This window comes from Pseudoalteromonas sp. C2R02 (genome assembly GCF_018860845.1).
In the GTDB taxonomy this organism is placed as follows: domain Bacteria; phylum Pseudomonadota; class Gammaproteobacteria; order Enterobacterales; family Alteromonadaceae; genus Pseudoalteromonas.
Genome location: NZ_JAHKQC010000011.1, coordinates 1 through 22,842, shown reverse-complemented (window position 1 = coordinate 22,842; position 22,842 = coordinate 1). Strand labels below are relative to the sequence as shown.

Genomic DNA, 22,842 nt, shown 5'->3' with positions numbered 1-22,842 from the left:
TATGAAAATACAATATGCGTCATATCAAGAAACTATCGATTTCTTACAATATGCTATGAACCAACATCCTAATTTAATTCGATTGCATAGTATCGGAGAAACTTGGGAAAATCGTCCAATTATGATGGCAACAATTTCAAATGACGTTGCTTTTGCAGATGAAAAACCCGGTTTATTGTATACGGGTTCTATTCATGCCAGAGAATGGATTGGTAATGAGTTAGCGATTAAATTTATTAAGTATATTCTGGATAACTATCGTGTTAATCCTAAGCTAATGGATACGTTAACCCGTAATACGCTTTATATTGTGCCATGTTTAAATCCAGATGGTTTTGAGTATTCTCGTAATCACTTTTCATTTTGGCGTAAAAACAGACGAGTGAATGGCGATGGCACATTTGGCGTTGATTTAAATCGTAATTTTGATTCCAAATTTCGAAAAGGAGGCGATAGTAATAGCAATACTTATGGTGGTCCTTACCCTTTCTCAGAGCCTGAAACTCGGGCTATTCGAGATTTTGTTGAAACGCACTCTAATATAACAGTATCACTTGATTATCATTCTCAAGGAAATGTATTTTTTCCTGCTCATAAATTTAATCATGAAGTTGAAATTGAAGGCACAGATCTTAATATTTTATGTGCCAACATGAATAATGAAATTAAGAAAGTAACAGGAAGACAATACGGTATTCATAGAGGGAAACCGCCAGCAAATTTAATTCGAGGCAGTGGCCGAGAGTATTATTATTCAAAAGGCATATTAGCAACGGTTGTTGAAGTGGGTACGCGTAATATTCCTGATTACATGCAAAATATGGCGCAAAGCATTGATGAAAATATCCCAGCCTTGATACATGCCTTATCTGAAGCGATTAACTATTCCCAACTTGCACCTAAACGAATTGAAGGTTTTACAATAAAAGAAATAGGTATAGATACAGTCACACTTGAGTGGGTTTGTCCTGTTAAAGATGATTTGTATTTTGAAATTTATCGAAGCGAAACAAATAAAAATATGTGCAATGAGCAAACTTTAGTGGCTATCACTAAGTCATCAGAGTTTACAGACGTGCAATTAAAAAGTGGCCAGAGCTATTTTTATAATATTAGAGCTGTTGATAAAGTTACAAAAATCAAATCGCCTTTTAGCCCTGAATTGCGTTTAAAAACCAAGTTAGCAAGTAACGAATTCTCTATGACTTTATTTCCTGCAAGGCAAGATGTGGGCTATTTAGCCCAAAACTACATCAATAAAAATAAAGAACATTTCGGTTATAATTCAATGTTTATCGGAGTGAATAAAAAACGTGGTATTAGTTATGGTGTGATACGTTTTGATTTAAGTAACTTACCAGATAACAGCATGATTAAAAATGCAAAGTTTTCACTTTACCCAATGAATCGCGTTAATGCAAAAATTGAGAAATTTGGTGAATGGTCAATTGATATCTTAGATGCGAGTCAAATTATCGATATTTATGATTATGATGAAATAGCCAATGCTGACAGTATCTGTAGTTTAGGTCAAACGATAGAGTCAGATAAAATGACACAAGGTATTTGGAGTAAATGGCAGTTTAATGGCATTGAACGCAATGTATTAGATCAACTTATTTTAAATAACAGCCCAGAAATTTTATTGAGGATCAAAGGGCCTACAAGTTTGCCTTTAGGTAATGACTCTCAAATAATGCAGTTTGATATTGGTTATGGGCCTTTTGGCAGCGGACTGCATTATCGTCCATATTTAGATTTGATTTATACACAACCAGCTAAAACCATAGAGATGAGTCCAGCAATACTTAATACGATTCACCCTGAATTTGTACAAAGTGAGCAGCTAAAATCTGGGTTTGATCAGCAAGGTCAGATTGTATATGGACAAATGGCATTTGCGTTAGATGTTTTGCCAAACCCAGATACCACAGTGATCACGCAAGCATATTTACAACTCAATAATAAAAATTATTTAACAACATCAAAAGATATTAGATTCACCATTGAGCTGGTGGAGCTTAAAGATGTTGATTATAAAAGTGTGAAACAAAGAGAAAAAATTGAGTATATTGGCTATGAAATTTCTAATGAACAGCTCAAAGATAAATCTCAGCATCATTTCATATTTGATAGCTATTCTATGCAAGCTTTAGAGAGACTTCATTGTGAAAATAAACCTTTCTACTTTATTATTCGTGCAACAGCTGAGTCACAAGCGACTAATGCGCTTGTTGATTTTCATGGTGATAACGAAGAATTTAAAGCTAAGCTCATTATTAATTATTTAGAGCGTCGTAAATATGCTTTAACACAACCTAAAAATTTAGAGGTTTCGATTGAAAATAAACAAGTTAAACTAACTTGGCAAAACCCAGATAGTGCAGACTTTGTTGGCTCTTTTGTTGTGAGAAATCGATTTCATCCGCCAAAGTCGCCTTTTGATGGTGTAAAGATTTATGGTGGGAAAGACGAATATACATTTGATAACTTTGGTAATGCAAATATCCCAAAATATTACAGTGTCTTTAGCTATGATAATGTTCCAAACTATTCAGCTGTGACAGGAATTTATTACCCACAAACTCAAAGCATTAACTTAGAAGAGTTAGATGATGATTTGCCACATGAGTTAGAAGATGAAGATATGTTCCTGGGAGATGACTAATATTACAAATAATATCAAGCTTGATAATGTTCCAAACTATTCAGCTGTGACAGCAATTTATTACGCTCAAACACAAAGTATTAACTTAGAAGAGCTAGATGATGATCTGCCACATGAGTTAGAAGATGAAGATATGTTTTTAGGTGATGATTAAAGCTTTGATATGGGGGTAAGCGGGAATATATCCCGCTTGCTAAATCTATTTTTACTATTATGATACGCGTCATGATTAATTCGCTATCAATTCAAAAATGAGTATCACAGAAAACCTAAGAGCATTATTAGAAAATAACAATATTAGTTATAAAGAAGTTGACCATGAAGCTGCTGCAACCTGTGAAATATCGGCACAAGCCAGAGGCGAAGATATAAAAATAGGTGGTAAAACATTATTGTTTAAAGATAAAAAAGGTTTTCATCTATTTGTTATTTCTGCACAAAAACAGGTAGATTCTAATAAAGTAAGAAAAATCCTTAAAACACAAAAACTCAGATTTGCCACCGAACAAGAGTTAAAAGACATCTGTTATGTAGAAAAGGGCGCTTTACCGCCTTTTGGTAAACCTATCTATCCATATGATTTATATTTAGATGAATCAATTTTATATAATGAAAAAATTGCATTTAATGCAGGCATATTAACAAAGTCATTTATATTAAATACACAAGATTATTTAACTTTAATACAGCCACAATATTGTGAGTTTGCTAAATAGCTCAGAACCTTTGGGGTTTTCAATTCTAGGCATGTTATTGCAGTAATGGCTACTCCTTTAAAAGATAACATAATGGTATAAACCATAAATGAATCAAAATTATATAAAAACGATTAGCTTTACAGTATTTGCATTACTCGCTTTTGCAGGTAACTCTGTTTTATGCCGAATTGCATTAGGTGAAAACTTAATTGATTCAGCGAGTTTTACTGTGATCAGGCTGTTATCTGGCATTATTATTTTATTTTTGATTTTAATGCTTAAACCTAAAGCGATTAATAAAAATAACCATATAAAAACAAATGGCAGTTGGTTAGCTGCAACTATGTTGTTTATATATGCGATTTGCTTTTCCCTAGGTTATATTATCTTAGATACTGGAGTTGGGGCACTTATCTTATTTGCCTCAGTTCAAATTTCAATGTTAATCGCAAATTTGGTTAAAGGAAATAAGCTTCACTATAGTGAGTGGTTAGGCTTAAGCATTTCATTTATTGGTTTTATATATCTCATTTTACCCACCTTAAGTACACCTTCAATATCAGGTATTATTTTTATGATTTTATCTGGCATAGCGTGGGCTTTTTATACTTTGTTTGGGCGAAATTCAAAGGATCCCTTAAGTGATACGGCTTTTAACTTTTTGCGTACGATTCCTTTTTTAGTTATTGTACTGACTGTTAGTTTTAAAGATGTACATTTAACCAATCAAGGTGTTTTGTTAGCTATATTATCAGGTGCTATCGCGTCGGGATTAGGTTATACCATTTGGTACATTGCCCTTAATGGATTAAGTGTATCTCAAGCTGCAGTTGTTCAACTTGGTGTGCCTATCATTGCTGCTATTGGCGGCGTCATTTTTGCTAATGAGATCATCACCCAACGACTAGTCTTATCATCTTTCGTAGTATTAGGTGGTATTTTATTGGTAATACTGGGTAAGCAGTATCTCATTAAAAAAGCTTAATAAAATAGTAGAAGCAACAAGTTATCAGTTGCTTCTATATTGAACTCAATTTAACTTAATATTGCCAAGTTAAATTTAAACCTGAAAAGCCTGAGTAGGCATAAACCCCAATATGCCATGTTCCAGCTTGTGGATTTGTTTGAGTACAAGTCTCACTGTTGCCATTTTTATAAGGACGACATACATAGCTTGTTTTTGTAGGCTGATTACCTTGTTGAAGATATAAATCAGCATCACCACTGCCATCTTTTATTGTCACATTTAAACTTGAAGTGCCTGCAGGTACTGCTACTTCGTAATAAAGCCAATTGCCAGTGCTTGCTGATAAATTGGTTTCACTGCCACTATTACCTCCTGTATTACCAACTTCATATGATGCTTTTAAGGATAAGCCACTATAGCTGCTATAAGCATTCAATTGAACAAAGTACTCACCAGCTACATTTGTAGTGAAATTACATGTTTCATTATTACCATTTTTATATGGGCGACAATCATAATTAGAGCTTGTTGGCTCTGTGCCTTTTTTAATATATAAATCGGCATCGCCTGTGCCAGAAGAACTTGAAATTGTGACAGAAGTCGCTTCATTTGGAACGATAAACTTATAATTTGAAATACTGTTTTTGGCACCAGATAAATTATTTAACGGGATATTATTTTCTAACGTTGGCGAGTTTTGTGTTGTTGTATTAAAACCCATTTCGATTGCAAAACTGGTGGCGAGTTTTGCAAAATTGAGTGCATGTTCAGCAGTGGCATCTAATTTATCTGGTGTATCGTTAGCAGTATGGATATGTGGATTATATGCATTCATTTTTGATTCAAATGGCATTGCAGCTGGGTATCCTTTATTGTGCCACGAAGCATGATCTGAGCAACCATAGCCACATGTACTAAAAGCATAATTTACACTTGGCTGATATACATCTAGCAATTGAGTTAAATAAGTATTTAATCCTGAATCAGTATAATCATCCATAAACACAATATCTTCTGGACCACCTATATAACCAGTCATATCTAATTGCATGACAGCAAGCACTTTATCATTATTATTAGCAGCAAGTGTTGCAATTTCACCACTTCCTCTTAAACCCACTTCTTCCGCTGCGTAGCCAATAAATTTAATTGTGCGTTTGGGTTGTTCTCCAGTTGCTAAAAATACGGTCAATACTTCTGTTAAAGTGGCAATACCAGATGCATTATCATCAGCACCTGGTGCGATGGTCGTTTCTCCTGTTGATGTGCCGCTTATTGAATCTAAATGACCACCAATAATGATAATTTCATCAGGTTTTTCACTACCTTCTAAAGTGAGAATAACCGAATTCTGCTGCCATGCGCTATGGTTAAAGGCTGTTGCAGTCGCCCAACTAATATTTTTTGCTAAGTTATGCCAGCGATCTTGAATCGAATTTGCAGCATTGACCCCATGGCTTGTTTGATAGTACCGATTGGTAAATGCTGCTAAGTCATTAATTGTATTTTTAATATTATTAGCATTTAGCTGACTTAACGCATTTGTTACTTTGATATTTTGATTGATAACAGGTGGAATAAAACTTGCCAAAGTTGAAGGCAGTAAGCTGGCTGCAACAGCATCTTGTTCTGATGAATGCACAGTAAAACCACCACATCGTCTGTGTTCATCGTGCATTAGTTTACTTAGCTGAATGACATTCTTATCATCAAATTTAGCAATTACTTTTTGAGTTTGGGATATTGATTGCGCATTACTTTGAATTTTTGCATTTACTTTTTGAAGGGTTTTTATTGAATCAGCATCGGCTGTGATCCAAAGTTCTTTGGCAAAGCTCGGTGAGGTAATCAATGCTAGCGCACTACAAATTGATATGGCTTGGATCTGTGTTGTCATTATTATTTTCCTTAAAATTTAGTCAAAACGAATATCGTTTTGTAGCTAAATTAAATACAACAACCGCAAACACTACATTGTTAAAATATCTTTAATATATTGTAATTTTAATGTGTATGTGTGTGTTGATGGAATCTATTTCTACACTTTTATACATTTACATACAGTATTCGACAAAGCCACTACACATTTCTGACATTATTTTGCTTTGAATTCATCTAAATTATATGCAAATTAACTACAGGGATGACCTAATGACATCATCAAAAATACAATTTAAGCTATCAGCGCTTGCGATATTTATGAGTGCTAACTTTCATAATGTGAATGCTCAAGAAGTACTGGAAACAAAAAAAATAGAGCGAATCGAAGTGCAAACTAAGCGAAGTAGTGTTTTAACCCAGATCACTGATGATGCACAAAAATTAACAAGTATGCCTGGCGCTATGGGTGATCCGTTGCAAGCCGTTTACGCACTACCTGGTGTGGTTGCTGCTGGTGGCGCAATGAGTGAACCTGCAGTGAGGGGCTCTGCACCAAGTGATAACTTATTTGAAGTTGACTTTATGCCTGCTGGGTATATTTTTCATGACTTTGGCTCTTCTATATTTAATAAATATATCATTCAAGATTTTCAATTATATTCAGCGAGCTATGGCACCAGTTATAGCAATGCGACAGGTGCTGTATTTGATGTCTCTTTAAGAAACCCCAAGTATCAACCGCTTAAAACAACATTAGATTTCACTATGTTTAATGCGGGCATTTTTACCGAAGGACAATTAACAGACAATACAGCATTTTACTTTTCGGCTCGTAAAAGCACTTTACCTTTATTTTTTGAAGAAGGTGAGGAGTTAGAAGATGATGATGGTGAGTTAACAGGCGTTACCGTGAATCAAGCGCCTGATGATCATGATTATCAGGGTAAACTCATATGGGATGTGAATCATAATAATATGTTTACCTTCTCATTTACCGGAGCAGAAGATAGCGCCAAGGCTAACTTTAATCAACGTGCAGAGCTGGCATTAAAAAACCCAGAATATCAGGGTGATGCTACGTTTAGCAGAGGATTTAATAGCCAAAATATATTATGGGATCATTATGGTGAAGGTTTCCATTTGAAAATGGGTGTAGGGTCTTTAAGTGAAACTGGCAAGTTTGAATATGGTAGAGGCCAAACTGATGGTGGGTTTTATGAAAATGAAACTGAAAAACAAATTACATATAAAGCCAGAGTAAATTATCAATTTAATCAAGAGCATAGTTTTATATTTGATGCAGCATACCATGATAAAGAAATAGAGTTTAGTTATGACATGATTCAATATACGTGTACAGATATTGACCCTGATTGTACTTTAAATAAAGGTGGTAGAGTACAAGACACTCGGACAGAAGATATAGATGATCAATTTGTTGGTGTATCGCATATCTGGCAAGCCACAGATAAAATACAAACTGAGCTTGGAGCGCAATGGCAACATAACGATTATACAGATGAAACTTTTGTTCACCCAAGAGTCGCATTAAGTTATTTTGCAACAGATGAAAGTACCATCAACTTTAAATATGGTGAATATAACCGTTTACAAGACTTAGATACCATCATTCCTGAAATCGGCAATCCTAATTTAAAATCTCAAACAGCTCAGCATACTAGTTTAGGTTTTCAACAAGAACTCGCAGACGAATGGAGTTGGTCAATAGAAGGTTATTATAAAACCATGTCAGATTTACCTTTGGCATTAACAGAAAATTATGCAGATTCAGAGCTTTTGTATAGTAATGATGTTGAAGGGCAAGCGTATGGGTTTGATTTCTTGATCAATAAGAATAAAACCGATAAATGGTATGGCTGGATGTCACTAAGTTATGCTAAAAGTGAACGAACAGACTTAAGACGTGATATCACTAGAGATTATTATACAGATACACCTTTGGTTATGAATGTGGTGTTTAATTATCAAATTAATGAACGTTGGAATGGCGGTTTTAATTTTACAGCGAGAAGTGGTCAAGCTTATACACCTATTACGGGTGTCACTAATAATCCAGATCATGAAGGGAAGTTTTTACCACAATATGGCGAACCTTTTTCAGAGCGTTTTGATGTTGCTCACAGGTTAGATATTCGGTTTGAAAGAAAAACAGACTTTTTTGATTTAGATGCCATGCTAATTTTGGAAGTGATGAATGTATATGGCCAAGATAATGTCAGCTATATAGATTTAGATTACCAAAAAATACAATCGACGAATGATTTGATTATTAATGAAGAAACTGATGACTTTGAAATGCGGCCTTCTATTGGGTTTAGTGTCAGTTTTTAGCATCTTCATTAAATAACTAGGCTTCAATTTATTAAATAGTTGAAGCCTATTGCTTTATATCCTAGAGGGGAAATATGAATAATCGTATAGCAGGTTTTGATCTTGCCCGCGCTTTGGCCATATTTGGTATGATAATTGTCAATTTTAAAATTGTGATGGGCGGTAAATACGGTAATAGTTTTTTAATGACTTTTACTGAGTTATTTGAGGGCAGGGCATCTGCATTATTTGTTGTTTTAGCGGGTATGGGTATTACATTTTTATCTCGCCACAGTCAGCTTAAAAAAAACAATTTCGAAAAATTTAGAATTCAAATATCACTATTTAAACGGGCTATATTATTAATTGGATTAGGTTATATATTTACCTTAATTTGGCCAGCTGATATTTTACATTTTTATGGTTTTTACTTTTTAGTTGGCTTAGTTTCAATTAAATTGAGCGATAAAAACTTACTTAGACTGACTATCGCAATTATATTAACTTTCCCTGTATTAATGTTTTTTATTGATTACGGACATGGTTGGAACTGGAAAACGCTCAGTTATCAAAACTTCTGGAGTTTGGATGGGATATTAAGGCATCAATTTTTTAATGGATTTCATCCTGTATTTCCTTGGTCGGCATTTTTAGTCTTTGGCATGTGGTTAGGACGTCAAACTTTATTAGAACGAAAAACACAAAAGTTATTATTTTTAGTTGCTTTATCAGGGTTAGTTTTTATTGAAGCGAGCTTTTACGGTTTAAGGTTGTTTGCAATTGATAACAGTGAGTTTGGATTATTAAATGATGAGGTAACTTTCTTATTTTCTACTTCAATTATCCCTCCATTACCACAATATATGATTTCAGCTGTATGTTCTTCGATGATGATTATTGTGGCATGTGTTTATATTTATCAAAACAATCAGCAATCTTATTTACTTAAATGCTTAGCTAAAACGGGGCAGTTATCTTTAAGTATTTATATCGCCCATGTTATTTTAGGTATGGGGTTAATTGAGTTGCTGGGGCTTTTTGATACTAGCTCTATAGAAATAGCATTTTTAAGTGCGATTAGCTTTTGTATTTTGAGTATTGTGTTTAGTAATGTTTGGCTTAAATTTTTTAAATTGGGACCGTTTGAAATACTGTTTAAAAAAGCAGTCAGTTAACTGTTAGTGATTTAAAAAACTTCCTCCATATTTAATCCACATTTTTTGTGTAAATTTTGATTACATTAAAGGATTATCTATTTTAAGTTAAATGAGTCAAAACTATTTTAAACATAATAACTTTTTAGTTAAAAGCGATAGACTTAACCCGCCTATCGTCAGTGGAAACTTCAAATCAGGTGCCGAATTAAGCCAAAAAAGGTTTAAGTTGATGTTATTTGTTTTAATTGTATTGGTTATCGCAACTTTTAAGTTGTTTTATGATTTGACTCGCATAGATTCGATAAATACACAGTTCAAGTTTGATATTTCACATCAAAATATAGCGACAAAATATTTAAAACGTAATTCTAATTTACAAACTATTTCAACTGAAATAAAACAAGGCCAATTACATTCTTTTGTAAAATTACCCCCTTTTGAATTAGTTGAATATGCCATTGATATAAATAAAGCCATAGCAAAATTCTGTCCATCTAAAAATGATAAACTTGGCTTTAAATTTCCAACTTCACAATGGCAAATTTTTATTTATAGCCGCCTAAAAACAGACTCACTATCCTTTGAATGCTAAAAGATATGGGTTTTCTTTAGGTTTATAAAACTAAAAAGCCACATATAATATGTGGCTTAGTATTGAATATGCTTGATAACTAGCTTGCGATGGTTTGCTTTTCAGTGATATAAGAAACCAAATCTTCAATCGATAGCACAGGCATATCATGCTTATTAGCAAACCGTGTTACTTCAGGTAACCTTGCCATTGAGCCATCAGGGTTATTGAGTTCACAAATAACGCCAAAGGGACTCAATCCAGCTAGAGCCATTAAATCTACAGATGCCTCAGTATGACCTCTACGGACTAATACGCCGCCACTTTTGGCTTTTAAAGGAAATACATGGCCTGGACGAGATAAATCTTCAGGTTTAGCATTTGGCTTAGTTGCTGCTTTGATTGTAGTAACACGATCAGCGGCAGATACACCTGTTGTCACCCCTTCTTTTGCTTCAATCGTCACAGTATAAGCTGTATTGTTTTGGCTAGTATTATCTTGCACCATTTGCGGAAGTTGCAGTTGTTTAGTTCGCTCATCGGTTAAACACAAACATACAATACCGCTACCTTCGCGGATCATCATAGCCATTTGTTGTGTGGTTAAGTGCTGAGCTGAAAAAACAAAGTCACCTTCGTTTTCACGGTTTTCGTCATCAACAACTAATACGCCTTTGCCTGCGCGTAATGCGGTTAATGCATTTTCGACACGAGCGTGAGGCTCGCCAAATTGAGTTAATAAAGACTGACTCATGGTAAATTCCTTAAAATTTATGATTACCAGGATCAGGGAATGTAGAGTTGCAAGTTTTTACGCATGCAAAGAAAATATACTCAGCATTAAACTGAATATATTTTTATTCTCTCTCATCCGGACTATGACCGTCGGCTCTGGATTTTAACCAGATCTGCTGACCTTTAAATAGATTAAGATTAAACATTTAAAGCGCTCGCGGGCTGATTCAAAGTTGAATTTACCGCCGGTGGGGAATTTCGCCCCGCCCTGAGAATGTGTTAATACAAATAGTATTAATTTTTAGCGCGAATATTTTAACGCGACAAGGCTGGAATTCAAAATTTAAATAATGAATAATCGACATAATTATTTTTAGTCAAAAGAAGTTAAATAATATGATGCAGTTTAAAATTATTCCCGTTACCGCGTTTCAACAAAACTGTACCTTATTTTGGTGTGATGAAACTAAAGAGGCGGCTATTGTAGACCCTGGTGGTGATATAAATACAATTTTGGCTGAGGTTGAAAAGCAGGGCGTTACTTTAACAAAAATATTATTAACCCATGCCCATCTAGATCATGCAGGTGCCAGTGCTGAGTTAAGTGAAAAGTTATCTTTAACAATTGAAGGCCCTCATAAAGAAGATCAGTTTTGGATTGATTTATTCCCTGAGCAAATAGCACAATTTGGTTTTCAACCGGTAGAGGCATTTTCTCCAGATCGTTGGTTAGACCAAGGTGATAAAGTGACTTTTGGCAATATCACATTAGATGTATATTTTTGCCCTGGTCATACTCCAGGTCATGTTATTTTTTATCATGAACAAACTAAGTTAGCGCAAGTAGGAGATGTATTATTTAATGGCAGTATCGGCAGAACCGATTTTCCAAAAGGGCATCAACAAACACTTATTAAATCTATAAAAGAAAATTTATGGCCACTAGGTAATGATGTGCGTTTTATTCCAGGCCATGGTCCTATGAGTACTTTTGGAGAAGAAAGACAATCTAACCCCTATGTACGAGATTAATCATTAGTTTAAATTTTGATAGATACAGGTTTTATTTTATATCGAGCATATTGTATACTCTTGATTAACAAGGAAGAGTATACAATTTAATACGGAGCAAGCATTGAGGGCCAAAGGAAAATTAGTTTCATGGAATGAAGAGAAAGCATTTGGCTTTATTTCTCCATTAGCAGGCGGTGCTGATATATTTATTCATATATCGGCTTTTACTAGTCGTAATTATATCCCATCACTCAATGAGATAGTCACCTATACACCATCAAAAGGTAAAGATGGTAAGCCTTGTGCTAAAAATGCAATTTTCCCGAGTAATCAGGGAAAAATTAACAAAGTAAATAACGCCAGAAAAAATCACTTTTCTATTTATCTATCGAGTTTATTTTTATTGAGTATTACTATTGCTTGGTTAATTCAAAGTTTTCCCCAAGATATTGTCATAGCTTATTGGGCATTAAGTTTTGTTACTTTTATGCTTTACGCTATAGATAAACAAAAAGCAAAAAGAGGTAAGTGGCGTACTCAAGAAAGTACCTTGCATATTTTATCTATTGCTGGAGGCTGGCCTGGAGCGGCATTAGCGCAACAGTTTTTAAGGCATAAATCACAAAAGTCATCTTTTAGATTTAGTTTTTGGTGCACAGTTATTGTTAATTTAGCAGTATTATCATATTGGTTTAATGACGATATTCGATATTTTATAAATCCAATTATAGGAATATAAAACTACTTAGATCGGATAAAGACACATACTGCAAGAATGTGTCTTTATCCAATAAATAATATTAGCTTTGAACTTCTAAAACAGCTTCATTTTCGTTGGCTACTTGTGCTTTTTTGTATGGTTTTATGAGCTTGGCGCTAGTGAATATAAATATAAATGCAACTAACATTAAACCTATTTCAGTTGCTATGACAGTTTTAATACCTTGCTGCCATAAATCTAATATTCCAGTACCAAACATCACCCAATCAAGTATCACGGTTGATAATAAAAGAAGCCCTGATATTTTAAGTAAATAGCCTAAAAAAACTTTTTTATTACTATTAAAAGGTAAAACACACGCCACTAAGATTAATGTCGCAATAAAGCTATACACCATATAATCAGGTCTTTGTGTAAAGGTGATAGGCATTAGGCGTTCTGTAATGAAGGCGACAGCCGTTGCGATTACAACACCTCCGGTACTCCATAAAGTAAAGTTGTTTACAAATGCGAGAGTTTTTGGTGATTGGTTCCTTTGTTTACTGCGTTTTTCAATCCAAAGTAGGTTGCCTGTAATGATGAGTCCACATACACCTATTCCTAAAATAAAGTATAACACCCTTAAATCTAATCCGGCATAATCACCAAAGTGAAGTCTGGAGATAACATATAAACCGTTTACGAGTGTATTAGGATTGTTTTCATCTTTAACATATAAGGCTTCTTGATTTGACACAGCTATTGCCGTTTCATATCTATATGCAAACTCTGTATGTACTTCGCCTCTTATTTGCATCACTGCGCTTTGGTCGCCATAGTTATAAAATCTAATCATGCTAGGCGTTGATTTATATTTGTCTTTAATATTATGTAATATGTCATCAACTTTAGGGTTTTCCCATGCTTTATCTGCCCACTTGGGCGCTATTTCTTGATAGCCAGCATCATCTAATAATGCTTGTTGATCGCCTTTGTACAAAATAACTGCAAATGCGATTTGGTAAATAATCACTAAGTTGAAAATTAAGCCACTAATGGCATACATAATAGTAAATGGTAGGCTCATTACACCAACAACATTATGCATATCAAGTAATTGACTTCGTTTTAGTTGTTGAGCACGATATTTAAAAAAGTTTGAAATTAGTTTTCTAGCATGCATAAATATGCCAGAGATGATTGCAAAAAAGAAAAAGAGTGTGACAAAGCCAATAACATATGAACCCGAAGGGATATTTAAATCATAATGTAATTTATATATAAAATTAGCTAAGTAAAAATCATCTGGGTTGGCTATTATCTCGCCAGTTACAGGGTCTATCAAAAGAGCGTCATGATCTTCTTGTCCAGCCTCATGTTCAACATCAACATATACTTTGTAATATGGGCTGTATTTACTTGGTTGTACTAAAGTTAAATGCTCTTTTGCATCAAATTTTCTATCTTTTATTGCAATTTCAAAGATTTGACTGACTGGTAGCTGTGCCCCCTTAGTTGCTTCAAAATGAGGTTGCATTGACCACTGGGTTATTTCAGCTCTAAATAGTGCAATGGACCCCGCAAAAAATACAATAAATAGTAAACCGGATATGATTAACCCGAGCCAACTATGTGCATCTGTGATTCTTTTCAAAAATTCTTTATTCATTATTTATCTCAATACAAAAATAGCGTTTAGACAAACTGACAGTAACAATACTGAAAAGCACCTTTTCCATGCTTGTTTACCGCCATCACTGACATAACACCAAACCATCATAGTGATCCATAAAGGAAAAGCGCACAGTAATCCTATAAACAGGCGTGTATCTACTGCTGCGGGTAATAAGTAGTTAAGATTTAGCATGATAGAAACTGAAACCAGACATCCACCAAAAATTGCAGGTATGCTTTTTTCCCACATTACAAACCTCCTAATTGTGCTAAACCAATTGAAAAAACAACACCTAAAGAAACGAATGGTAAAAGCTGTATTTTTAAATGACCATGAGCAATCACAATTATTGTCCAAAAAGCCATAACGATTGATAGCACGACTAAGGCTGCTGTTATAGCTGGATATGAAGCTAATAGTAAATACCAACTAGCTAAACAAGAAACACTGAAAATTGACCAAGTTATGTTTTTATTCGGTTGTTTGATTATTAATGTTTGATTGGGGCTAGAGAGAAATACAGCTAAGCATCCTGTCCATAGAAGTAATACTGAAATCGTCATGATAATGCAAATGATTGTTATTTGATTGTTATATTATATATATTGCTGCATAAATTTAAAGCGATAATTTCCTTTATTTTAAATACGACAGACCGGAATTAGGTACTTTTCAAAGAGGTTTTTATAAAGATAGAGTATTAACGCTAGCTTTTCATTAGTAATTATTGCTATTATCGCCGCGAATTGTAATGAGAGTGATTTTTATTATCGTATTGTTGCAGAGACGTGGGATTTAACAGGATTTAAAAATGAAAACTAGCTACCTAACTCAGGCTATTCGCACAGGGTTATTACTTACAAGTACTTTTGCTTTATCGGCTTTTGCACAAGAAGACATTTCAGGTGTTGAAAAAATTGTTGTAACAGGTCAAAAAATTGATCGTTCTTTACAAGAAACGGCGGCAAGTGTTGCTGTTTTTACACAAAAGAATTTAGAACAGCAAAATATTACAAATTTTGGTGAAATATTAGCCCATGCACCTAATGTAAATTTTAACGATTATAGCTTTAGTATTCGTGGTATTGATGCCTTTAATGTCTCTGGTGGTGGTAACAGTTACCTTGCAAGTGTTTATGTTGATGGTGCTGCTTTACCTTATAGAATGATTCAATCTGGTGGCTTTTCAACTTGGGATGTCAGCCAAGTTGAAATCTTGCGTGGTCCACAATCCACTCTTCAAGGCCGTAATGCATTAGCGGGTGCCGTTGTAATGAGCACACAAAATCCAAGCTATGAATCTGATATGAAAATCAGAGTCGGATTTGGTGAATATGGTCAAAAAGAAGCTGCAATCGCTTTAGGAGGCGAGTTAATCGATAACCAAGTTGCATTTCGCTTTAGTGGTGAAAAATCAGAAAAAGATGGTTTTGTAGAAAATATTACCAGGAATGCACCTTCGGATTATGCACAAGATCAAACATATCGTTTAAAGGTAAGAGTTGAACCAGAAGCAATTGAAGATTTATCAATTATGTTTAGTTATACCTATAATGAGCAAGAAGATGGTGTGGCGAGTAGTGCAACAATTCATGGAAATAAAAAGTATTCCATTTACGATACAAAGACTTTTGATGTTACTGAAAATGATCTTTACAGCATAAAAGCGGATTATGATATTAATGATACTTGGTCACTCACTTCTATAACCAACTATGTTATTAGTGATTATGACTATCAGTGGGATGGTGATGCAGGCGTAGATGAGTCACAATCTATTTTAATCAATGATCGTACTGATAAAACATTTAGCCAAGAGTTTAGAGCAACGTTTGAGTATGATCAACTAACTGGTCTAGTTGGTTTATATCACTCTAGTTTAGATGTAGGCAGTGTTAATGGCGGCGACCGTAAAATTACGCTAGCTAGATTAGGAGTGCCTACTTTGTTAGTTACGTCACCTGAGCACGGTGGTATTGGACTACCACAAAATTATGCTGATATGATTTTAGGTTTTTATGAGCAAGTAAATCCTGTGGAACTAAATACATATGGAAGAGTTGATCAGAAAGTTACATCAAGTGCAATTTTTGCGGATGTTACATACCAAGTAAACGAACAATGGGACATATTAGCGGGTATTCGCTGGGATCATGAAAAGCAAGAAAATGAAGATGAAAGTAAAATAACGGTATCCAATGGTAACTTATTACCAGATCCTACTAACCCAAACTTTGATCCTATGACGGCGCAAATTATTGCTGGATTAAACGCGCAACTATACAAAATGGCAGATGATGCCTCAGGAAATGAGCCTTTAGTTGATGCTAGCTTTGATGCTTTTTTACCTAAATTAGGTGTTAGTTACCATATTAATGAAGATATGACGACAAGCTTTATTTATCAAAAAGGGTATCGTTCAGGTGGAGTCGGGACAAATATAGCGCGTGCTGAAACTTATACATATGATGCTGAATTTACTAATAATTATGAGTTGTCATTTAGGTCTGTATGGCTTGATGGTTCTTTAACTGCAAATGCTAATATGTTTTATGTTGATTGGAAAGATCAGCAAGTAGATGTGCAATATTCTGCAAATCAATATGATTCAGCGACTGAAAATGCAGGTAGCTCGGTAGTAAAAGGTTTTGAAGCTGAGTTATTTTATCAAGCGAGTAATGATTTAACTTTATCAGCAGGTATAGGCAAATCGCATACCGAGTTTAAAGAGTTTACTTCACAGATCCCAGGGCAAGACCCTACGGACTTATCAGGTTTTAGTTTTAGAGATTCGCCAGAGTGGACAGCTAACATTGCTGCTACTTATAAAAGTGATAATGGTTTTTTTGCTAATATAAATGCCAATTACGTTGATGAGTCTCGAGCGGCTTCAAATCCGTTTGCACAAGGTAAAAAACGAGGCGATGAAGGTTTTGATCCTAACAATGATGCTGCAACGATAGTTAATACGCGCGTAGGGTACGAGTGGAATAATATGGGCGCTTTTTTAAGTGTTAGTAATCTATTTGATAAAGAATATTTATCTTTTGTTGATACAGGCTATGGTTCACAAACATATGGTGCCCCAAGACAGGTTTCTTTGAAGTTTCATGCCGAGTTTTAATATTTAATAATAAATTGTTAATACTTTAATTATTAAGCTATCAATATTTATTGATAGCTTAAATCATACTCTAACCTCAAATAAGTCAGAAACCTTTATTTAAAGTGCTATCATTTTATTAAAGCCTTTACTCTTGTACTTTTAATGTTTTCCAATATTACTTATCAATTCACAGCACACATATCAAATATTATAAAATGGAATTTAGCTTCCTTATTTTTGTTTCTATCATTCTATACTCATTCAAATGACTATCATTCAGTGACTTTAAGGCAACCACCGAATAATCAAGCCAGTAATTACGTAAAAGAGTTACTCGAACGCTTATATTTTGAACTAGGTAAAAAAGTTGAATTTATTGAAGTCCTTGGTGCACGTGAATTACACATGGTTGAGCAAGGATTATTAGTTGGTGCTTTAGCAAGGCAAGTAGGGATAGAAAAGAAACATAGTAGTTTAATACGCATACCTATCCCTATTTTAACATTTGAATTAATACAAGTTTCTAATAGCAAACAATGTGGGCAGTGTAATTTAAAAAAAATTAAATCAATTAGTTATATTAGAGGGGCTGTGATTGCAGAGAATTATTTAAAACAGTTACCTACACTTGTTAAGCAGTTTCCAATTAAAGATGCTTATTCATTGAATCATTTATTGTTAAAGGGCAGAGTCGATAATGTCCTTATGATGGATTTTGAAATGACAGATGAAATTAAATTTAAAGATCATTTTATTAAACGCAGTATCGAACAAAAAGTGAATTATCATTATTTATCACCTAAATATAAACATTTAAAGCAGCCCTTATTAAAAGCATTAGCAAAACTTAAAAAAGATGGTGTCATAGATAAATTGAAGTATAAATATAGAATAAATATGAAAAGATTACGTTAGTGAATGTTTTATATAAGAATTAATAAATTAAAGTAGGATGTTTTTATATTGAAAATAATGTGAATTTTAAAGTATTAAATGGCTGGGATACCAGGATTTGAACCTGGGAATGCCGAGATCAAAACCCGGTGCCTTACCGCTTGGCGATATCCCAACTAATTTAATCTTAACTAAAATGGTGCGGAAAGAGAGACTTGAACTCTCACATCTTGCGATACTGGAACCTAAATCCAGCGCGTCTACCAATTCCGCCACTTCCGCATTTTTACTATAAGTAAATTATTTTAGTTCATAACACAAAAAAGTAAATGGTGGCTACTACGGGATTTGAACCTGTGACCCCATCATTATGAGTGATGTGCTCTAACCAGCTGAGCTAAGTAGCCATTTATCTAATCATCTGTGCGATGCGGGGCGGATTATGCGGATGATTGAGGGAATCGTCAACCCTTTTTTGTAAATAATTATAATTTTTTTTAAATTGATTAATAATTTATCAAATATTAGGATATGTATAATAAGTTGATAATCTATTTAGGTAAATAATGAACAACAAGGCGAATCACTCTCAAGGTGTATTATTGTTTAAGTTAAACTCAAGGCAGTTGTTTGCAATGGGTACCCTTAAAGTTAAAGAGCTAGTACGCTATTCTTCAATGAGCCGATTACCTAATTCGCACGATACAATTATTGGCACTGCAACAATCAGAAATCGTACCGTACCAATTGTAGATATGGCTAAAGCAGTCGGTTACCGTGCGATCACATCAGAAGAATTAAAAGACAGCTATATAATCATTACTGATTGTCAAAGAAAGGAGGTCGGTTTTTTGGTTCGAGGTATAGATAAAATCGTTAACTGCAATTGGCGTGATATCAACCCACCTCCCAGCTCTGTTGGGCAAAATGCCTTTCTAACTGGGGTTGCAAAAATTGAAGATAAGATCATTCAACTATTAGATGTTGAGTTAGTACTATCTCATATATACCCAGAAGATAGCGCAGGCTACTTTCCAAGTCTTACGGATATTCAAAGGGAAATGGTAAAACCTTTAAATATTTTAATAGTTGATGACTCTAGAGTTGCAAGAAAACAACTTTCGGATGCACTTAATGGCTTAAATATTCCATATAAAGTCGCTTGTAATGGTCATGAAGCTTTAGAAATAATGAAAAGTAATGCGCAAACATCCCAGCAAGTACATTTGCTTGTGAGCGATATTGAAATGCCAGGATTAGATGGTTATGAATTATCGTTTGAAGTGAAAAATACTCCTTCCTTAGCTAATGCCTATATTATTTTACATACCTCCTTATCTAGTGAAATGAGTCTTAGTCAGGCTCATCAAGTCGGCGCAAATGAAGCCTTAACTAAGTTTGATGCGACTGAATTAATAGAGGCCATTTTAAGAGGCGCTAAGCATCATTATGAATTAAGTAAAGATTTAGAGGTCGCATAAATGGTAACTGAAAGAGAGTTTACAATTACCATAGTGTTTTTAAACGCTGTATTTTCCAGAATTTATGGTGTCAGATAGGCGTTTTACCCATATATTTATAACTGATTTAAGACTATCCAGATTATGAGTATTATCATCAACATACATTTCATCTGTTTCTCGTTCCACAATGGCCGATATTAAAGTGTGTTTTGTATTTGTATCGATAAATTTAATTTCCATTGATGCTGAACCTATAACTGCTTTTTTAGCCGCAGCTAATAAATAAGTATTTTCAGTAACTGTTTTAGCAATTCTAATAGGCATAGGAATCAAATCTCTTAAAGTAATACTTTGTTCTTCTTCTTGAATATTAGTCAGGGCAATAGCGAGAGTTAATGAGCCCGGTGTACCGACAGGTACAAATTCAATATCATGAGTGATATGCCGCTTTAATTGCTTTTGAAAGTAATTCGTTAGTGCTTTTTGTTTTGATTTATCAGAAATAATTAAAGTATGAGCTGCGTCACTTTTTGTTTTTGGTAGCCAAATTTCAATTGGTGCTATCACTATCTTTTTGTAATTTTTGAAATCCGATACACTAAAATTACTGTGTTTTTTATAGAATGAATTATCATCATTTGGATTCACTTTAAAGTTTACGTAATCGTTTAAAAAGCCTGATTCATATTCAGGCGTTTGTTCAGTAGATGAGCACGCTAGTAAAAATAAGCTAGTCATCATTATTAATAAATTAAACTTCATATATTCGGCCTATATGTTGTAGAAAACAAGACCTACTATAACAATCAAAAAGTGATTAAAAGTAACTCAGTACTGGCATTTATTTTTAAATCTGTAACAAGATTTATATTAGCTGTGAATTGAATTAATTAGGTACATAATAATCTTATCATATTAAAAACCTGCTATGTCGTATCTCTAAAGATTAAGTATCGTGTATTTAAGTTGCGCTTATTGAGCTTATTAATAGATACAAGATTTAAAAAAGTAAGAAAATAATACTATTTTTTTGATTTTAAGATTTAAGACTGATGGTAATATTTGTTGTAAAGACCTAGAATTAATACAAATATTAAAATCCCATTGTGCTCTATATGTTATTTAATCGAATTTTACTTTGTATCTGTTTTTTGTTTAGTTTTATCAGTTATAAGAGTTTATCAGCTCCTGTAAGTGATGGGATGTGCATTTTATTAAAGCAACAAGTACAGCAATTTAGTCATGCAAAGCAAAGCCGTAGTTATAGGCAAGCTAAACGTGCATACGATCAAGGGTGTTATAGAGCTAAGGCAAATAAGTCCTCTACACAGCCAGTTTCAAATAAAACAAAAACTGCCAAAGAAATTCCTACAGAAGTAAAACCTATAGTAGTTACCCCTGTTGAGGTATTACCGGTAGAAGTCATGCCTGTTGAAGTGGTGCCAGTTGAGGTTATGCCTGTTGAAGTGAAACCGGTAGCAGTAAAACCTATTGGGGTTAAACCAGTTACTCAAGAGGTAAAGAACACAGCCCCTGTTATTGCAAACTCTTCAAGTAAAAGTACTTTACTTGACGCTTATTTAATGCCAACACTGGTATTAGTCGGCGTTTTATTGCTCGTTATTTTCTCTATCTTTTATATCAAACCCAGAGCAGGAAAGCTAAAAAATAGTGTTAAAGCTATAAAGTCCAAAGCAGAAAACATAAAAATAGAACAAGCTGAAAAGAAACAAAATAAAGAAAAATCAATAGTAAAACCTATCTCTAAAAAACGACCTGTAGCAAAAAAACGAAAAAAAGATGAGTTAGATAAAGATATTTACAAGTCATTTAAGCAACTTGAATTGCGATTAGAGAACAAAGAATTAGTTAAAGTAGAGCGGATCACTGTTTCTCCCTATGGTATTTTTGTGATTGCATCACAAACACAAACCGGTGGTATATTTGGTGGTTTAAATTCTGATAAATGGACAAGTAAAACAGGCGATAAAACGCTCGAGTTTAATAATCCAATTAAAGATGTAAAACAAAAGTCCGCTGCATTGGCAAAGTTTTTGGAAGTAAAAATAGAAATTCAGTTAATTGTATTATTCGATGATGCAACAGAGTTTAAGGCGCCTATGCCAGCAGCTGTGATGAATCGAAGTAAATTAAATACTTATATTAAAAGTTTTAAAGAACTTGTTTTAAGTGATGATGACTTTGAAGGTTACGCTCAATTAATAAATAACAAAGTAACGGCAGATTGGAATAAAAGTCAGAATAATGGACATCCAGAAGAACACAAAACAGCGCCACTTATAAATAACTTAGAAAAAAAGCCGAACGTCACCCATACCGCCTCTGAAGATCAGCAAATGAACCAAACTTCAAACCAAAACTTAAGTGATGGAGTCATAAATAATACCGATATACCTAAGCAAGAAGAAGCTGCTAAACCGCTTTCACTGGAAGAAACACTAAATGAGCTTTATAAAAATGAAGCACATATTGCAACTCAACATGTAGAAGAGCCAGAAGATAACAAGGTTGAAGAAGTCGTAGTAAATTTACATGAAACAAATAATACTGACAATACAGTGGAAGAAGAGCTGACTCAACTTCCAACTCAAGATGAATTTTTAGCAAGCTTAGAAATGCCTGAGCTGTCTAATGAAAAAGAAAATGAAGAAACGCTTACTAATATCGAAGCTAAGGAAATTGTTTCCTCAGAAAGTGACGCGATACTAGCTGAAATTGAGCAAGCAAAAAAAGAATTAGACTCTTATTTGGATGAGCCAAATTCAAAACCTCAATCAAGTATTGAAGCTGTATCGGATGATATTATTGAGCAGTTAGATTCGATAGCTCAAGGTCAAAATGAATTACCTCCACAAGCAAAAGTTGTTGATAAAGTGAGTGATATAGAAGTTAAAGACTTAAACCAAACTGATGATACGTCGGATTCTTATATAGAGCCTAGATCTAATTCTGAGGATGTTA

19 protein-coding genes, 3 tRNA genes and 1 riboswitch are annotated in these 22,842 nt (G+C 34.0%); of the genes, 13 read left to right on the top strand and 9 right to left on the bottom strand.

The window, feature by feature from the left end:
• Position 1 precedes the first annotated feature (1 nt).
• The 4 genes from KO527_RS02220 (at position 2) to KO527_RS02205 (ending at position 4,351) form a co-directional block, all read left to right on the top strand.
• Positions 2 to 2,668: a M14 family zinc carboxypeptidase gene (locus KO527_RS02220; RefSeq protein WP_216038753.1), complete on the top strand. Its 2,667-nt coding sequence runs from the start codon at positions 2 to 4 to the stop codon at positions 2,666 to 2,668.
• Positions 2,661 to 2,822 carry a hypothetical protein gene (locus tag KO527_RS02215; RefSeq protein WP_216038752.1) on the top strand — a complete coding sequence of 54 codons (162 nt, stop codon included), beginning with the start codon at positions 2,661 to 2,663 and terminating at the stop codon, positions 2,820 to 2,822. The genes KO527_RS02220 and KO527_RS02215 overlap by 8 nt, the downstream gene beginning before the upstream one ends.
• Positions 2,823 to 2,919: 97 nt before the next feature.
• On the top strand, positions 2,920 to 3,384 hold the full coding sequence (locus tag KO527_RS02210; protein ID WP_216038751.1) for a YbaK/EbsC family protein: 465 nt from the start codon (positions 2,920 to 2,922) through the stop codon (positions 3,382 to 3,384).
• A gap of 88 nt (positions 3,385 to 3,472) precedes the next feature.
• Positions 3,473 to 4,351, top strand: coding sequence for a DMT family transporter (locus KO527_RS02205; RefSeq protein WP_216038750.1), 879 nt, complete (start codon positions 3,473 to 3,475; stop codon positions 4,349 to 4,351).
• A gap of 55 nt (positions 4,352 to 4,406) precedes the next feature.
• Here KO527_RS02205 and KO527_RS02200 read toward each other — a convergent pair whose 3' ends face one another.
• On the bottom strand, positions 4,407 to 6,230 hold the full coding sequence (locus KO527_RS02200; protein WP_216038749.1) for a M20/M25/M40 family metallo-hydrolase: 1,824 nt from the start codon (positions 6,228 to 6,230) through the stop codon (positions 4,407 to 4,409).
• 302 nt (positions 6,231 to 6,532) lie between these two features.
• Here KO527_RS02200 and KO527_RS02195 point away from each other — a divergent pair, with 302 nt between their 5' ends.
• The 3 genes from KO527_RS02195 to KO527_RS02185 all read left to right on the top strand — a co-directional run bounded on the left by KO527_RS02195 (position 6,533) and on the right by KO527_RS02185 (position 10,294).
• Positions 6,533 to 8,566: a TonB-dependent receptor gene (locus tag KO527_RS02195; protein WP_252733357.1), complete on the top strand. Its 2,034-nt coding sequence runs from the start codon at positions 6,533 to 6,535 to the stop codon at positions 8,564 to 8,566.
• A gap of 74 nt (positions 8,567 to 8,640) precedes the next feature.
• Positions 8,641 to 9,720 carry a DUF418 domain-containing protein gene (locus KO527_RS02190; RefSeq protein WP_216038747.1) on the top strand — a complete coding sequence of 360 codons (1,080 nt, stop codon included), beginning with the start codon at positions 8,641 to 8,643 and terminating at the stop codon, positions 9,718 to 9,720.
• A gap of 91 nt (positions 9,721 to 9,811) precedes the next feature.
• The gene (locus KO527_RS02185) at positions 9,812 to 10,294 is read left to right on the top strand and encodes a hypothetical protein (protein ID WP_216038746.1); all 483 of its coding nucleotides are present in this window, start codon (positions 9,812 to 9,814) and stop codon (positions 10,292 to 10,294) included.
• A 79-nt stretch (positions 10,295 to 10,373) separates the two neighbouring features.
• Here the strand turns inward: KO527_RS02185 and ribB are convergent, their stop codons facing one another.
• The gene (ribB, locus tag KO527_RS02180) at positions 10,374 to 11,027 is read right to left on the bottom strand and encodes a 3,4-dihydroxy-2-butanone-4-phosphate synthase (protein ID WP_216038745.1); all 654 of its coding nucleotides are present in this window, start codon (positions 11,025 to 11,027) and stop codon (positions 10,374 to 10,376) included.
• A 101-nt stretch (positions 11,028 to 11,128) separates the two neighbouring features.
• A riboswitch (FMN riboswitch) is annotated at positions 11,129 to 11,288 on the bottom strand.
• Positions 11,289 to 11,404: 116 nt separating this feature from the next.
• Here ribB and KO527_RS02175 point away from each other — a divergent pair.
• Both KO527_RS02175 and KO527_RS02170 read left to right on the top strand, forming a co-directional pair.
• Complete coding sequence (locus KO527_RS02175) at positions 11,405 to 12,040, top strand: MBL fold metallo-hydrolase (RefSeq protein ID WP_354668596.1); 636 nt, start codon at positions 11,405 to 11,407, stop codon at positions 12,038 to 12,040.
• 103 nt (positions 12,041 to 12,143) lie between these two features.
• Positions 12,144 to 12,761 (top strand): cold shock and DUF1294 domain-containing protein, encoded by a 618-nt coding sequence (locus KO527_RS02170; RefSeq protein WP_216038744.1) that lies wholly within the window; start codon positions 12,144 to 12,146, stop codon positions 12,759 to 12,761.
• Positions 12,762 to 12,822: 61 nt separating this feature from the next.
• Here KO527_RS02170 and KO527_RS02165 read toward each other — a convergent pair whose 3' ends face one another.
• Genes KO527_RS02165 through KO527_RS02155 form a run of 3 tightly spaced genes read right to left on the bottom strand, consistent with a single transcriptional unit; the run spans position 12,823 to position 14,960 of the window.
• Positions 12,823 to 14,391, bottom strand: a complete 1,569-nt coding sequence (locus tag KO527_RS02165) for a PepSY-associated TM helix domain-containing protein (RefSeq protein WP_216038743.1) — start codon at positions 14,389 to 14,391, stop codon at positions 12,823 to 12,825.
• 3 nt (positions 14,392 to 14,394) lie between these two features.
• A complete protein-coding gene (locus KO527_RS02160; protein WP_216038742.1) occupies positions 14,395 to 14,646 on the bottom strand; it encodes a hypothetical protein in 252 nt (83 codons plus the stop codon).
• Positions 14,646 to 14,960, bottom strand: coding sequence for a hypothetical protein (locus KO527_RS02155; RefSeq protein WP_216038741.1), 315 nt, complete (start codon positions 14,958 to 14,960; stop codon positions 14,646 to 14,648). The genes KO527_RS02160 and KO527_RS02155 overlap by 1 nt, the downstream gene beginning before the upstream one ends.
• Positions 14,961 to 15,208: 248 nt before the next feature.
• On the opposite strand from KO527_RS02155, the gene KO527_RS02150 reads away from it, so the two are divergent.
• Positions 15,209 to 17,521, top strand: coding sequence for a TonB-dependent receptor (locus KO527_RS02150; RefSeq protein WP_216038740.1), 2,313 nt, complete (start codon positions 15,209 to 15,211; stop codon positions 17,519 to 17,521).
• Between the two features lie 261 nt (positions 17,522 to 17,782).
• Positions 17,783 to 18,418, top strand: a complete 636-nt coding sequence (locus tag KO527_RS02145; RefSeq protein WP_216038739.1) for a hypothetical protein — start codon at positions 17,783 to 17,785, stop codon at positions 18,416 to 18,418.
• A gap of 79 nt (positions 18,419 to 18,497) precedes the next feature.
• Here the strand turns inward: KO527_RS02145 and KO527_RS02140 are convergent.
• The 3 genes from KO527_RS02140 to KO527_RS02130 form a co-directional block, all read right to left on the bottom strand.
• Positions 18,498 to 18,572: transfer RNA gene (locus tag KO527_RS02140), tRNA-Gln, on the bottom strand.
• 22 nt (positions 18,573 to 18,594) lie between these two features.
• Positions 18,595 to 18,679: transfer RNA gene (locus KO527_RS02135), tRNA-Leu, on the bottom strand.
• A gap of 48 nt (positions 18,680 to 18,727) precedes the next feature.
• A tRNA-Met gene (locus KO527_RS02130) sits at positions 18,728 to 18,804 on the bottom strand.
• Positions 18,805 to 18,963: 159 nt separating this feature from the next.
• Between KO527_RS02130 and KO527_RS02125 the strand changes: the two genes are divergently transcribed.
• Positions 18,964 to 19,878: a chemotaxis protein gene (locus tag KO527_RS02125; RefSeq protein ID WP_216038738.1), complete on the top strand. Its 915-nt coding sequence runs from the start codon at positions 18,964 to 18,966 to the stop codon at positions 19,876 to 19,878.
• A 39-nt stretch (positions 19,879 to 19,917) separates the two neighbouring features.
• Here KO527_RS02125 and KO527_RS02120 read toward each other — a convergent pair whose 3' ends face one another.
• Positions 19,918 to 20,622, bottom strand: a complete 705-nt coding sequence (locus KO527_RS02120; RefSeq protein ID WP_216038737.1) for a DUF3313 family protein — start codon at positions 20,620 to 20,622, stop codon at positions 19,918 to 19,920.
• Positions 20,623 to 21,062: 440 nt separating this feature from the next.
• Here KO527_RS02120 and KO527_RS02115 point away from each other — a divergent pair.
• Positions 21,063 to 22,842: nuclease-related domain-containing protein (locus KO527_RS02115; protein WP_216038736.1), on the top strand; the 1,780-nt coding region annotated here is incomplete at its 3' end.

Bases quoted from the DNA above. Each gene is read 5' to 3' on its own strand.
- KO527_RS02200 (WP_216038749.1), bottom strand. From the start codon at position 6,230: ATGACAACACAGATCCAAGCCATATCAATTTGTAGTGCGCTAGCATTG.
- ribB (WP_216038745.1), bottom strand. From the start codon at position 11,027: ATGAGTCAGTCTTTATTAACTCAATTTGGCGAGCCTCACGCTCGTGTC.
- KO527_RS02195 (WP_252733357.1), top strand. From the start codon at position 6,533: ATGAGTGCTAACTTTCATAATGTGAATGCTCAAGAAGTACTGGAAACA.
- KO527_RS02210 (WP_216038751.1), top strand. From the start codon at position 2,920: ATGAGTATCACAGAAAACCTAAGAGCATTATTAGAAAATAACAATATT.
- KO527_RS02215 (WP_216038752.1), top strand. From the start codon at position 2,661: ATGACTAATATTACAAATAATATCAAGCTTGATAATGTTCCAAACTAT.
- KO527_RS02120 (WP_216038737.1), bottom strand. From the start codon at position 20,622: ATGAAGTTTAATTTATTAATAATGATGACTAGCTTATTTTTACTAGCG.
- KO527_RS02205 (WP_216038750.1), top strand. From the start codon at position 3,473: ATGAATCAAAATTATATAAAAACGATTAGCTTTACAGTATTTGCATTA.
- KO527_RS02185 (WP_216038746.1), top strand. From the start codon at position 9,812: ATGAGTCAAAACTATTTTAAACATAATAACTTTTTAGTTAAAAGCGAT.
- KO527_RS02165 (WP_216038743.1), bottom strand. From the start codon at position 14,391: ATGAATAAAGAATTTTTGAAAAGAATCACAGATGCACATAGTTGGCTC.
- KO527_RS02160 (WP_216038742.1), bottom strand. From the start codon at position 14,646: ATGTGGGAAAAAAGCATACCTGCAATTTTTGGTGGATGTCTGGTTTCA.
- KO527_RS02190 (WP_216038747.1), top strand. From the start codon at position 8,641: ATGAATAATCGTATAGCAGGTTTTGATCTTGCCCGCGCTTTGGCCATA.
- KO527_RS02125 (WP_216038738.1), top strand. From the start codon at position 18,964: ATGAACAACAAGGCGAATCACTCTCAAGGTGTATTATTGTTTAAGTTA.
- KO527_RS02175 (WP_354668596.1), top strand. From the start codon at position 11,405: ATGATGCAGTTTAAAATTATTCCCGTTACCGCGTTTCAACAAAACTGT.
- KO527_RS02150 (WP_216038740.1), top strand. From the start codon at position 15,209: ATGAAAACTAGCTACCTAACTCAGGCTATTCGCACAGGGTTATTACTT.
- KO527_RS02155 (WP_216038741.1), bottom strand. From the start codon at position 14,960: ATGACGATTTCAGTATTACTTCTATGGACAGGATGCTTAGCTGTATTT.
- KO527_RS02220 (WP_216038753.1), top strand. From the start codon at position 2: ATGAAAATACAATATGCGTCATATCAAGAAACTATCGATTTCTTACAA.